At 63.3% G+C, this 12,409-nt stretch carries 14 protein-coding genes; 3 read left to right on the top strand and 11 right to left on the bottom strand.

All coding sequences use genetic code 11. The features are described 5' to 3' along the window. The first annotated feature begins 373 nt into the window (after nt 1-373). Complete coding sequence (locus ACH5N8_RS11800; RefSeq protein WP_483281445.1) at nt 374-562, top strand: hypothetical protein; 189 nt, start codon at nt 374-376, stop codon at nt 560-562. A 57-nt stretch (nt 563-619) separates the two neighbouring features. On the opposite strand, the gene ACH5N8_RS11795 is transcribed toward ACH5N8_RS11800, so the two are convergent. The 5 genes from ACH5N8_RS11795 to ACH5N8_RS11775 form a co-directional block, all read right to left on the bottom strand. Beyond that, on the bottom strand, nt 620-3,070 hold the full coding sequence (locus ACH5N8_RS11795) for a heavy metal translocating P-type ATPase (protein ID WP_483281444.1): 2,451 nt from the start codon (nt 3,068-3,070) through the stop codon (nt 620-622). Between the two features lie 37 nt (nt 3,071-3,107). Then, nucleotides 3,108-3,731, bottom strand: a complete 624-nt coding sequence (locus ACH5N8_RS11790; protein ID WP_483281443.1) for a cation transporter — start codon at nt 3,729-3,731, stop codon at nt 3,108-3,110. A gap of 33 nt (nt 3,732-3,764) precedes the next feature. Next, nucleotides 3,765-4,181, bottom strand: a complete 417-nt coding sequence (locus tag ACH5N8_RS11785; protein WP_483281442.1) for a hypothetical protein — start codon at nt 4,179-4,181, stop codon at nt 3,765-3,767. 153 nt (nt 4,182-4,334) lie between these two features. Next, nucleotides 4,335-4,499 carry a heavy metal translocating P-type ATPase metal-binding domain-containing protein gene (locus ACH5N8_RS11780; protein ID WP_483281441.1) on the bottom strand — a complete coding sequence of 55 codons (165 nt, stop codon included), beginning with the start codon at nt 4,497-4,499 and terminating at the stop codon, nt 4,335-4,337. Between the two features lie 149 nt (nt 4,500-4,648). Continuing rightward, complete coding sequence (locus ACH5N8_RS11775) at nt 4,649-4,888, bottom strand: hypothetical protein (protein WP_460026863.1); 240 nt, start codon at nt 4,886-4,888, stop codon at nt 4,649-4,651. Between the two features lie 333 nt (nt 4,889-5,221). Here ACH5N8_RS11775 and ACH5N8_RS11770 point away from each other — a divergent pair, with 333 nt between their 5' ends. Next, nucleotides 5,222-6,433 carry a sulfite exporter TauE/SafE family protein gene (locus tag ACH5N8_RS11770; protein WP_483281440.1) on the top strand — a complete coding sequence of 404 codons (1,212 nt, stop codon included), beginning with the start codon at nt 5,222-5,224 and terminating at the stop codon, nt 6,431-6,433. Here ACH5N8_RS11770 and ACH5N8_RS11765 read toward each other — a convergent pair. The 4 genes from ACH5N8_RS11765 to ACH5N8_RS11750 all read right to left on the bottom strand — a co-directional run bounded on the left by ACH5N8_RS11765 (nt 6,430) and on the right by ACH5N8_RS11750 (nt 10,487). After that, entirely contained in the window at nt 6,430-8,382 is a 1,953-nt protein-coding gene (locus ACH5N8_RS11765) for a DCC1-like thiol-disulfide oxidoreductase family protein (protein WP_483281439.1), read from the bottom strand. The two genes, ACH5N8_RS11770 and ACH5N8_RS11765, sit on opposite strands and share 4 nt — an antisense overlap. 233 nt (nt 8,383-8,615) lie before the next feature. Next, nucleotides 8,616-9,218 carry a nitroreductase family protein gene (locus ACH5N8_RS11760; protein ID WP_483281438.1) on the bottom strand — a complete coding sequence of 201 codons (603 nt, stop codon included), beginning with the start codon at nt 9,216-9,218 and terminating at the stop codon, nt 8,616-8,618. A gap of 39 nt (nt 9,219-9,257) precedes the next feature. Then, on the bottom strand, nt 9,258-10,145 hold the full coding sequence (gene kdoO, locus ACH5N8_RS11755) for a Kdo hydroxylase KdoO (protein WP_483281437.1): 888 nt from the start codon (nt 10,143-10,145) through the stop codon (nt 9,258-9,260). 141 nt (nt 10,146-10,286) lie between these two features. Next, on the bottom strand, nt 10,287-10,487 hold the full coding sequence (locus tag ACH5N8_RS11750) for a hypothetical protein (protein WP_460026868.1): 201 nt from the start codon (nt 10,485-10,487) through the stop codon (nt 10,287-10,289). A 269-nt stretch (nt 10,488-10,756) separates the two neighbouring features. Between ACH5N8_RS11750 and ACH5N8_RS11745 the strand changes: the two genes are divergently transcribed. After that, nucleotides 10,757-11,377: a YajG family lipoprotein gene (locus ACH5N8_RS11745; protein WP_460026869.1), complete on the top strand. Its 621-nt coding sequence runs from the start codon at nt 10,757-10,759 to the stop codon at nt 11,375-11,377. A 39-nt stretch (nt 11,378-11,416) separates the two neighbouring features. Here the strand turns inward: ACH5N8_RS11745 and ACH5N8_RS11740 are convergent, their stop codons facing one another. Next, complete coding sequence (locus tag ACH5N8_RS11740; protein ID WP_460026870.1) at nt 11,417-11,992, bottom strand: hypothetical protein; 576 nt, start codon at nt 11,990-11,992, stop codon at nt 11,417-11,419. An 11-nt stretch (nt 11,993-12,003) separates the two neighbouring features. After that, a complete protein-coding gene (locus ACH5N8_RS11735) occupies nt 12,004-12,399 on the bottom strand; it encodes a hypothetical protein (RefSeq protein ID WP_483281436.1) in 396 nt (131 codons plus the stop codon). Between the last annotated feature and the right edge of the window lie 10 nt (nt 12,400-12,409).

Genomic DNA, 12,409 nt, shown 5'->3' with positions numbered 1-12,409 from the left:
TGAGCGGGGCGGCTGGGTAGGGGTGCCCGCCGCGCGGGGTCTTGTTCACAAGCTGCGGGATATGCCACATCGTGTGTGCCAAAAACGGCATTCCGGTGCTCTCCCGGGCTCCCGGATTGGCGATGGCGAAGTCATCGGAAGCGGTTCCAGCTGCCATCATGGTCTTTATCAAATGCTTAGCCGCCTGCTGGCCAAGAGTGGCATGGTATCTGCTTGTTCGTTGCATGAGTACGGGGCGGGTGGTTCGTGACACCGCCTGATTCCTGGAAATTCAGCGATACGCCGTCTTTCAACCCAGAACCCTCGATGAGGTGAACCGATGTCAGTTCAGTCCAATGTTTGGCCCCTTCATTCCGATGGCTATGAAGAGTTGATGCTGTTCTACCGTAGCCTGGCAGTACCCTATACGCAGCACGACATACAGGCTTTCAATGCCATTTATCGCTGCATCTACCGGGAGCTTTCGCGCGAGGAAAAGCGCCAGGCCGAACATCTGGTGGACCAGATGATCGAGGGGTTGGAGAGCCCTGGGCTGGCGCCGTTGATCTACGGCGTGGTCTGACGTTTTGCCTCGGGCCGGGTTGCGCTGCTTGGGGGGCGCAACCCGGCCGGGACATGATTATTTGCGCTGCAGGCGGAGTGAGTTGATCACTACCGAGACGGAACTCAAGGCCATGGCCAGCGAGGCGATCATCGGATTGAGCTTGCCGAAGGCAGCGATGGGAATTGCCAGGGTGTTGTAACCGAAGGCCCAAGCAAGGTTCTGCTTGATGATCCTGAGTGTCTCGCCGCTGATTTCGAGGGCATCGGCAACCTTGGTGATATCACCGTTGACCAGGGTCAGGTCTGCCGTTTCGATGGCGACATCGGTGCCGGTACCGATGGCAAAACCGACGTTGGCCGCCGCGAGGGCCGGTGCGTCGTTGATGCCATCGCCGATCATGCCGACATGTCTGCCGTCTGCCTGGAGACTGCGGACGATCTCCAGCTTGTGCTCGGGGCGGGCCTGCGCCACGATCCGGTCGATACCGACTCGCTTGGCCACGTACCGCGCGGCCGCCTCGATATCGCCCGTTACCATGATGGTTTCCACCCCCAGCGCATGGAGCCGGCGGATGGCCTCGCTGGCTTGCTCCCGCGGACGGTCGGCGATGCCGAAGAGGGCGGCCGGTTTGTCGTCGATCACGCAGAAAACCGGTGTCTTGCCATCGGCCGCCAGGCTGTTTTGACGTTCCCCGAACGGGGTCAGCGGCATGGCCAGTTCCTGCATCCAGGCGAGGTTGCCGACGATCAGGGTGTGCCCGTCGACCTGTGCCCTCAGGCCACGACCGGGGACGGCCTCGAAGGTATCGGCGTCCGGCCATTGGCAGTGGCGGGATTGGGCGTACTCCACCAGTGCCTTGCCGAGAAAATGCTCGGAACGCATTTCGGCCGAGGCCACCAGGCCCAGTACGGTCTCCTCGCCGAGAGACGAGACATTGATGAAATCCGTCACGTAGGGCTTGCCCTCGGTGATGGTACCGGTCTTGTCGAAGATGATGGTGTCGACGTGGGTCGCGGTTTCCAGGCTCTCGCCGTTGCGGATGTAGATGCCCCGCTGTGCCGCCTGACCGGTACCGACCATGATGGCTGCCGGTGTCGCCAGTCCCAGGGCGCAGGGGCAGGCGATCAGCAGGACGGTGATGCCGGTGGCGAAGGCGGTGGTGAATCCGGCACCAGCCAGCAGCCAGGCGGTGAGCGTCACCCCGCTGATCAGCATGACACTGGGTACGAAGACGGCGGAAATACGGTCGACGGTCTTCTGGATTGGCAGCTTGGAAGACTGGGCCTGATCGACCATGTGGATGATGCCGGCCAGCACGGTGTCGGCGCCGACCGCTGTTACCCGGACGTAAAGGGCGCCATTGCCGTTGATGCAGCCGCCCACCACCTCGTTGCCCGGGCCTTTGACAACCGGCAGGCTTTCTCCGGTCAGCATGGCCTCGTCGACCGTGGAAAGCCCCTCCGTCACCACGCCGTCGGTGGGGATCTTGTCGCCCGGACGAATCAGGATCAGATCGCCGATGACCAGGTCGTCGACCGGAACCTGAACCACCTGGCCATTCCGGACCCGGTTGGCGGTCTGCGGCTGCAGATCCAGCAAGCGGCGAATGGCGGCATGCGCCCGTCCCTTGGCTTTTTCCTCCAGGTAACGGCCCAGCAGCACGAAGCAGATGATCCCGGAGGCGGCATCGAAATACAGATAGGGACGACGGAAGAACAGGGCCGCCGTGCTGTAGACATAGGCCGCGCCGACCCCGAGGACGATCAGGCTGTCCATGTTGGCCGCGCGCTGTCGGGCCAGTTTGACGGCCTTGTCGATGAAAGGCTTGCCTGACCAGAAGACGATGGGTGTGCTCAGCACAAACTGCGTCCAGCGCCAGAAGCGCCCTGGCCATTCTGCCATGGCGATGACCGTGACCGGAAGGCTCAGGATGGCGGCGATGACAGCCCGTCGCCGGGCTTCCTTCAGGCGCAGTTCCTCGCGCTCCATCAGCACCTTGCGCTGGGCTACGGTATCCAGTGGCAGCGCCTTGTAACCCACCCGGTTGACCGCTTCGTAGACCGCTTCCTGGGGGATGTCGCCGAACACCACCCCGGTTTCAGACGCGAGGTTGATGGTGGCCCGGCGGACGCGTGGGTCGCGGCGCAGGATCAGCTCAATCAGCAGGCCGCAGGAGGCGCAACTGATGCCTTCGACCGCGAAGTGAATCTCCCGCTCCTTGCCGGAGCGGGGGAGTGCATCCAGCGTCTCTATCGCAGGTGGGCGGACCCTGCCCAGGTTGGGGATGACGGCATCGAGGAGGGTGCAGAGGTTGCTCTCGGGCAAACCGGTCGGGTTGTAATCGATCACCAGCCCGCCCAGCCCCCCAATCGATCGGACGGCCCGGATCGCCGGGCGCTTGCGTAGCAGGATCTCCAGGGCATAGAGCCGCTCCGGATCCTTGCGCAGATCCGGGACGGCGATGCGCAATCGTCGCCGCAGCCGATGTTCGATGCGGAAATGACGAGGGTTCGAAGGGGTTGCCATGCGCGTCACTCCTGCAAGTCGATGCCGGCAAGGGTTATCAGGCGTTTTGCGCCATGCGGGCCTGAACCGACAGATGCACCAGATAAAGGGTGGCGGCCCACTCGTAGCGATGTTTCCAGGGGTTGGGCAACCATTCGGTGAGGATGTGATGCCAGTGCAGCTTGATCAGGTATAGCATCAGGAGATCGTTCAGGAATTCCTTGACCCAGCGTGGTCGCTGCGTCAGGGTGCTGTTGAGCGAGCCGAATGCCCGACTGGCGAGGATGCGCATGGCGATCAGCGTTTCCCGCAGTTCCCGGACCTTTTCGCGCAGCCAGTGACTGAATCCGCTCCCGGCGTTGCTCGGGAGCGCCAACGCCCGTGAGCTCGCACGCGCCACCATGGCCTGCGACGCACCCCTGGGGATCGCGGGGACTGGCTGCGCCAGGATGACATCGCGCAGGCGTTGCAGCACCTGAGACATATCGCAGACCGCCGGCAGGAAGCGGATCGAGAGCTTGCCGGAGCGAGGCTGCAAGTCCACCCGGTAGATGCCTTCGCGTGCCGCAAGGCCTTTCACGATGGTTGCCGCCACCGCAGCATCGCAAAGGCTCTTCGGCAGGTCGAAGCGCACATGGCCCTCCGCTCGATAACGCAGGGTGATTTCACGCAGGATGGACATCGGACTCAATCCGGAACAGTGGCAGCGACAACGTCAGGCTGGACTGGTGTCGGAGGCGGCGTCATCCGCGCACTCCTTGCATTCGGCAACCAGGTCTTCCAGGTTTTCCTTCTGGTTCAAGGCAAAGTCCTTGCCCTTCTCGGTGAGGCGGGTGGCCGACTCGATGATTTCCTTGCGATATTTGTGCGCATAGAAGCCTGCGGCGACGCCCAGGCCGAAAACCAGCAACGGATGTCTTGCCAAGATACTCATGAAACCTTTCCTCGCTTGTGAATTTGCAGCGGCTGCCATGCCGACAGCCGCTGCGCCGGCATGTTTGCCCACCGTTGTCATGGCATGACCGCTGGACGCCATGGGAGCCATCATGGATCCCATGTTGCCCGCAGCATGCCCCATGGCGGCATGGCCATGCGCAGCAGCCTTGGCCGCAGCCCCGTGAACGTGTGCCATTGTCCCTCCTGACAGGGTGGTGATAGGGGTCCTGCGCGTGACTGGCCGGGCCTGTGCTTCCGGTATCCTCGTCCGGTCGAAGGCCGCCGGCAGACAGGTCAGCGCACTACCTGATTATAAATGAGGCGTGGATGGGGGCATCAAAGGCAAAATCTAGGAGGGCTCCTCCTTGAGGATTTCATCTTCGTGCAGCATCTGCCAGATCCCCTGACAGCCCTCGCAACAGAATTGCTTGATGCCGGAAAGGGTCTTCAACTCGTAGCCGGGAACCTCGATCGGAAGTTGGCACAGGTCGCAGTTGCGAGGTTCGGTATTCACCGCGGGATCCTCCGTCTCAGAGCAAGGGGCATGGGATCGGTGCAGAATTCATCTCTAGCTTATATCACCCCGGCGTCTGGTTCCAAGGCCGCGGGGTGGTGAGCGGTCTTGGCTTGAAACGAGGCAACGATATTGTTCTCATAACAAAGTTAATGACAGCTGAACCCTGCGGGCGCGGTTTCGCCGGAACCGTTGGCGCCACTTATCACACGGCTGGACGCCCGCATGAGCGCGATGCGCAGGGCACCGGTCAGCGCTGCGCCCATACCCAGCTGGGTGGCAACAGCCGGCAACAGGATCAGCGAGGCGAAAGCCAGCCCGGTGCCCAGCAGCATGGGGCCGGGCTGGGGACTGGTCGGGGCGGCGATCAGGGCCTTGGTGGAACTCATGAGCGAACTCTCCGGGGTTGGGGGTTTGACAGCGCATATTGGCCGCGCAAGTTGAAACAACCTCCGTGCCAGTTCGTGAAAGCCGCGTCCCGCGCGGCCTCCGCCATCAGACATCGTTCGCGTCCATCCAGGACATGTGGGAAATGCCGGAGTCGGCTGTGGCATATCACGCAGCGGCGCCTTGATTTCTGGCCGATCTCTCCGTAAAAGCCAGCCCTGCTCGATTTGCCAGGTCAGGCATGTATCCTGCTGTAATTGCAAAGGACCCCCTGCGGTGCAGCCCAGGGTCCACCACTCTGGCCACCGAATCTTCCCCTCATTCTCATTCGATAAATGAGTGCCAACACTGCCCATCACCCGGGGCTGAGTCTCTGGGGCCGGCTTTTGCGTTTCTTCGTCATTCTGTTGCTGATTGCGGGTCTTTACTTCATCCTCAACTTCAGCCAGTTCCTCGGTAGTCAGTTCGAGACCCCCAAGGATGGCCAACCGCTGAGTCTGGCGCTGCTGTTCATTGCCGGAACCCTGACGGGATTCCACTGTGCCGGCATGTGCGGTGCCCTGGTGGTGGGATACACGGTCAGGCAGGCTGCGGAAGGGCGGGCGAAGTATCTGACGCACCTCTATTACGGGGTGGGCAAGACCCTGTCCTATACCGTCATCGGCGCACTGTTCGGTGCGCTGGGCGCCATCGTGACCTTCACCCCCTTCATGCGCGGCGTGGCCGGGCTGACGGCGGGCGTTTTTCTGGTGCTGTTCGGTTTGGGTACCCTGCGTGTCTTTGCCCCGCTGGCCCGATTCCAGATCCGCACGCCCGGCTTCATCATGCGCTGGGTGGGCGCAGCCCTGCGACGCAATACCAATCCTTTCGTGATCGGTCTGCTGAATGGTCTCATGATCATCTGCGGCCCGCTGCAGGCCATGTATGTCATGGCGGCCGGTACAGGTAACCCGGTCGAGGGCGCCAAGATGCTGTTCGTCTTCGGCTTGGGCACCTTACCCCTGATGGTGGGGTTCGGCTTTCTTGCCAGCGCCCTGTCCCGTCAGTTCGCACCCAGGCTGGTTCGGGCCTCCGGCGTCATCGTCGTGATGCTGGGCATTATCATGCTGCAGCGCGGTTACGCGATGCTGGACAGTGGCACCGACCTGCATGCAGGTCACGGTGTCGCCCCGTCGGCAGGCAGTCAGGCGGTGCATACCCTCATCGAGCAGCCCGGTCCGCTGGCGGAACAGCCGGTGGTCAAGGTTGGCGTGCCCGTTCAGTGGATGCTGATGGGGGCGGCGCTACCTGCCTGCGGTGGACGGATCGACATGCCCGCCCTGGCCGAAACCTTTGCCATGACGGGCGAGATGCCGGTGATCGAATTCACGCCCACTGACGTGGGACTGCTGCCTTGGCGGTGCGCGACGGGCAGTATCGACGGCGCTTTCCGGGTGGTCCAGGGCGGCCCGATGCCGAGCCCGGTGCCCATGGCGGAAACCATCCACCGGCTGATCGAGAAAAGCGAGAGCGCGCTGGAGGCCCTGCGCCGCCAGCTTCACCCCTAGCGCAACGGCATGCCGGATGCCCGTGTGTCCCGCTGACGATGGCTGCCGGGTCCGGGCAGTTCGGCGAGTTCGAGCCGGACGCCTTCGGCGCTCCAGGTCAGGGTGCCGATATCGCGCCAGGGTGCCGCCATGTTGCGGTGGCGGAGGTCGTATTCCCAGCGGGTCGGGACCGTTATCTGCTTCGCCTTGATGACGAACTCCGCTTGCGAGAAGTCGATGCCCATCGCCGTTCCGTAGAACGCGGTGATCTTCCTGGCGAATTTCTCCAGCCGGTCGCGGCTCATGTGCGAGGTGATGGCGACGTTGGCCCACATCGACTGCACGCGACCCCAGTTGGGCGAGAGCAGGCGACCTTCCTGATTGATGAATGGCAGCCAGGTTTCCCGGCCCGAGGCATCGCGGTAGGTCAGGGCGACGATGGTGTTGTAGCCGTCGAAATGATCGTGCAGGTACAGGGCGTGCGGCGAGATACCGAGGAAGGCATGCGACAGGTTGATGACCGCATCGCTGGCCTGATCCAGCAGGGCCAGTGCAGGATCGCCGGGACGTGTCCCGGCCCAGCGATAGAGGATGCCGTAGTGGATCGTGCTGTTGAGTTGCAGCATGCCGACCAGCACCAGCGCCTTGGTGATGCGCCGCGCCATCTGCCGGTCGGTGCCGGCGTAGCGGGTATAGAAGCCGGCGAAGGGGCGCTCGTCGACCACCGCAGGTGCGGACGGCGCCGGGCAATGCTCGCCGCAGGGCAGGCGCTCCCGCTGGTCGGCGATGCGCCGGTAGCTTGCCCGGGCCAGTTGGTAAATGCCGGGTAGACGCATGATCCAGGCCAACGGTGCGGTATAACCGAGCTGACCCAGGATTTGCAGGTAGGTATCGATACCGGCGGTCAGCCGTCCGTGTCGGTCCAGGGCATAGAGGTCGGTCAGCAGCGTTGTCTCGGGGATCCCGGCCAGTGCGGGAAAGGCGTGGGCATGGCTCTGAAGGCCGCGGAAGTCCACGGCGCGGCGCAGGTCGAAGTGCTCGACGAAGATCGCGGTACGGTTGCACAGGGGGCAATCCTGATCGTAGAACACCGTCAGGCACGGTGCCGGCGTCCGTATCCAATGGCCCAGGGTGCGCCACCAGCGAAACGGTACCAGCAGCAGATAGTGCACCAGCATCGCGAAACCGAACGGGTAGACGTTCAGCGACAGGATGATGCCGATGTGAAAGCTGGCCCCCATCAGCAGCAGGGGGATGCGGAAGCGCCGGAACCAGAACAGGAACACGAATATCAGCTGAAAGCCGATCACGCTGTAACCGATGGCCATTTCCAGCCATTTCCGGTTGAGCAGCCAGCTCATGTCCAGTGGCGACATGTAATAGGGCATGGTGGGCGGCAGCCAGGCGCCCATGCCGTTGCGCCAGAATTCCGCTGCCAGCTTGTGTAGCCCGGAGTCGAAGTACACCAGTCCCAGCGTCACGGCCAGCGGCAGGACATAGGCCAGAAGCGGGACCGTACGGGGCGGCGTGTAGCGGTGCCCCGGCACCGAATAGCGCCAGGCCCAGCGCAGATTGTCCAGTGACCAGGCCCGTTCGGCGGGCAGGAAGATCAGCAGGAAGCTGCTGCCGGTCATCAACTGGTCAAAGCCGCCATCGAAATCCTGCCACATCGGTGTGAAGACGACGAAGGTCACCCAGAACAGGTAGTTGACGACCGCCATGCGGCGCGTGTGATACCCCACCACCAGGCAGGCCGCGACCGCCATCCACGCCAGCAGCAGCACGTGCAGCACCGGCGATGCCCTGTCCAGGTAGGGCACAGGGTCGAAGATCAGGTGCCGGAAATGGAACAGGAACAGGATCTCCTGCAGCGCTACCAGGGCGAAGGCCACCCGGAACAGGCCAAGACCGGTTGCGGGGACGCGAACGGAAAGACCGGCCAGAATGCGGTTGAACAGGGCGGAATACATCGTGTTTCGGCTAACGGGCGTGGAGCGGGTGGTTGGATGGAAAAAAGCCTGCAAGCGACCGGGGGATCGCGGAAGGCATTGCCAGGCCGCGGGACGCATCCGCGGAAAGCCGGGCCTGCCGGCGCCGCTATCAGCTTCATCGAGCCGGGCAAGGGATGGAGGGATCCCGTAGTGACGTCCCCCATGCGCCGATGGCAGATCCGAGATGGCGGCGAACCAGTCTTGCTCCCGGGTCAGGTTTTCAGTGCCGCGCCCCAGCGATGCTCGAAGAACGATTCGCCCAGTGGCCGGCGCGAGCGCGGGGCCAGTTCCCTCTCCTGCAGCTCGGCGGGGATCAGGTCCCTCGGGACCTGATAACCCAGCGTCAACATGGCGATGCAGTCGAAGGTATCCGGGATGGCGAATTGCTCGCGGATGCGGCCGGCATCGAATCCTCCCATCTGGTGCACCATGAGGCCCAGGGCGGTTGCCTGGACGGACAGGCTCATCATCGCCGCACCCGTGTCGTATTGCGCCCAGCGATTGGGCCGGCCATCGGCGAACTGGGTTTCGGCGCAGGCCAGCAACAGTAGCGGCGCCTGCCCGGCCCAGGCGCGATTGCCTTCTGACAGGCAGGCGAAAGCCTGCTGCCAGCTTCCGTCGTCCTCGGTGCGATTCCAGATCAGCAGCCGCCACGGCTGGTAGCCGAAACAGGAGGGCGCCCAGCGAGCCGCTTCGAGGACTGCCAACAGTTGGCTGCGTTCGACCGGCCGGGCCGGATCGTAGGCGCGGCCACTCCAGCGCTGGGCCAGGGGTTCGAGGATAGGTGTCTGCGTGTCGGCGGGTTTCTGGAACATGCGGCTTCCGGGCTAGGGGGGAGGAGGAGGGGTTTGGCGCTAGGTGCGCAGTGGGCGGCCGGTCAGCCCCTCGAGTATGGCGAGAGGTCCCGATGCCGGTTCGACCAGGTTCAGGGGGTCCAGGTAGAACGTCTGCTCCAGCAGGTACTGGCCAGCCATGACGGCGTGCAGAACCTGGTCGGAGAAGACCACCCAGGTGCTGCCGGCGGCCAGCTCGACGGTTGTCTGCGGGGAATTGCGCTGGTAATTGAGGTCGGCCTTGCCCAGGTCATGCAACTGTCCCATGTAGTGGTCGTAGGCGGTGCGGCGCGACTTGGTCAAGCCCAGTTTTTCCAGCCCCCAGGCACACAGTGGGCAGGGTTTCCTGGCCTGCGCCAGAAACCGGGCGGCATGGGCGGCGAAAGGCTCCCCCACACGCCAGACCCGCGGTCTGCCGAACGGATTGAGGTTGGTGAATACCCGCAGGAGGCGCAGACCGCCGGTCGGGTTGGAGGGGAAGGCATCGACATGTAGCCGGGTGTCGTCCTTTCGCCAGCTGGTGACGCGGGCCTCCACCTGTGCGGTTCGGTAGGACGTGAAGCCGCGTCGCAGGTGCGGTCGGTAGCGTGGGAACAGGCCGTGCACCAGGGATTCGGACTGCTCGGCGAACCGCGCCAGCATGGCCCGCAGCTCCGCCAGATCCTTGGCGTTTCCGAGTGCGCCGCGCAAGGGCTGATCGGTACCGCGGTAGCTGATGTTCTTGGCCTTGATGTCCGCCCAATGCTCTGCCAGAAAGCGCTGTTCGCCATTCTCCAGGGCGAAACTCAGGGATGGGAAATACAAGACCCTGCCGCTTTCCATCTGCCCCTCCAGCCCACCCTGCGGAATGCCCTCGAAGGGCGCCGTCCAGCGGCTCATGGCGAAAGTTTGCAAAACCTCCAGACTCATCGTGTCCTCCACATTGTTGGACCCCGTGCGAAACCCGGGGTCGCGTGGAGGGCATTCTAGCGAAAACCCGACAAAGGCAATGGTTGGGCGACCCGGATCGAAGACGCCGGGTCACGCGGGATCAGGGCTCCAATCGGGCTTTCAGGACTGCTCGGCCAGTGTGCTGTAAAGATTGATGGCGTTGATGCGGGTGGCTTCACAGTCGAAGTCACCGCCGCGTTCGATGCACTCTTTCAGTGACTGTTTGGCCCGATCGGAGAAAACCGGGTGGGAGCTATAAATGTCACGGCGATAGCAATCGAGCAGCTCGCGGGTGATGAGTCGGTCCTTTTTGGTGTTCATGGTTGATTCCCTGCCTCTCCTGTCTTGTTATTGCCTGTCCAGGTAACCGAGCGAACGGCCCTTGGAAGAGCAGGGTTTCGGGAAAGTTCCGGCCGTGGCTGGGATGATCAGCATGCTGGATTCCCCTGCGAGGACCGGGTGTCGGTCGCCCGCCTTCCGCAGGTGGGCACCATACGCACGGGGCGTGCCAGTCGGCGCAGGGCAGGTGCCTTCCTGTCCGGGTTTTGTCAGAATTCAGGGTCTTTCCCTCTCCTTGCCAAGGAACAGCCATGAACAAGCCTCTCTGCCTCGCGATGGTGGTGCTGACACTGACACTCGCGGCCTGCGCCAGTCAGCAGCCTGCCCGCATCGATGTGCCGTTCGATTCAGCCAAGGCGAGCGCCATGCTGGCGCCGGGCACCAATCAGGTCAGCGGCCGCATCATGGTTGGCCTGGCCAGCGGCACGCTGGTGACCTGCGCCAACAACGTGGTCAGTCTGGTGCCGGCCACGGCCTATGCGCGGGAGTGGGCCAGGCAGTTCTATCAGCTCGATACGGGTCGTTATGGAACGATCAATGCCGCCTATCGCATGGATAGTCGCGAACCGGAGATCAAGTTCGTTGGCGCCGAGCCGTTCTATGCGACCACCCGCACCACGCGTTGCGACGAGGATGGCGATTTCAGCTTTGCCAATGTCGGCAATGGCGAGTTCTTCGTCGTGGCCAGGACTCGCTGGCTGGGCAAGGACCATGACTACTACGACTTCATGTATGGCATCAACGATGCCCAGGAGGAGGACGGGTCAGTCATGGAGCTGATCCGCCTCCATGGCAACGATGCCATCAATTTGCAATGGGCGCCGCCGGGGCCGGAATTGCTGGGCGGGGAAGGCCTGGCCCAGGGGCGTTGACGGCAGGAATTGCCGCTCTTGCCGGATAGGCTGGTACGATCACTCTGCATCGCTGGTTTCCGCCGCGCGCCCGTGCGTTTGCCGCTGGCGGCGGCGTGGCTGCTCATCGCCATGCCTGCCCTGGGTTGCGCCGGGTTCCTCGCAGCCGATGAGTTCCACATGGGTCAAGCCCATGACCGTCGTGCTCTGGTTGTGCTGATCCTCGCCGAGGAAGGTCAGTCCCTCGCTGGCAGAGGCAATGTGCGCGTTGCAATGGGCCTTGATGGTGACCTTGCCCATGATGTTGATGTTGGAGCGGAAGCAGTACCAGCCGTTCGGGTTCAGCAGGCGGATGGTGGTCCCGCCCATCAGGTTGACACCGGTGTCGATCAGCACCAGCGCCGGTTCCCGGGTTGCGGCCAGATCGTCGGTGTTCTGGCCGATACCGAAAATGTTGACGATCGGTGAGTATTTTTGGTAGTGCGGGATGCCCTTGAACGGATGATCGCCCCAGGCAGTCAGGCACAGGTTGATATAGCCCTCATCCTCGTCGGCCTGCGCGGGCAGGCTCAGAAGCAGTGTCAGCGCTCCCGCCAGCCACCCGAGGGGGCTGCGCGGGCGAGCTTGTCTTCCCATGGTCCCGGAGGCTATCGAAGGCGGAGCGGAGCGCCGGGCTGCTCCTTGAGCAGTTCCGTCACCAGAGCCATATGCGGGCGCAGCTGCGGCAGTTCGGGGATCGGGAAGGCCCGGTGGGTAATGCGCCCAAGCAGGTTGGTGAGCCAAGGCTTGTTGGCGCGTGCCTGCCGCAGGATCGCGTAATGCGTTTGTCCATCGTGGCCGACGGCAAAATCCTCCAGCCAGACTTCGATGGGCTCGGCCTCGCCGACCAGGGTGGTTCGCACGTAAATCTGGCGGTGGTCGAGATCGATCTGGATGTCGCCCAACCGGGCAATGCCCGTGAGAACCCGGTTTCCCACCCAGAGCATCAGGGCTTTCGGGGTCCATTTGACGGCGGTACGAACAAGGCTGGCTTTGAGACTCATGATGCTCCGT

The organism is Methyloparacoccus sp. NF-16 (genome assembly GCF_056880625.1).
Note: the sequence above shows the minus strand (reverse complement) of the source record. Positions and strands in the feature narration are given on the sequence as shown.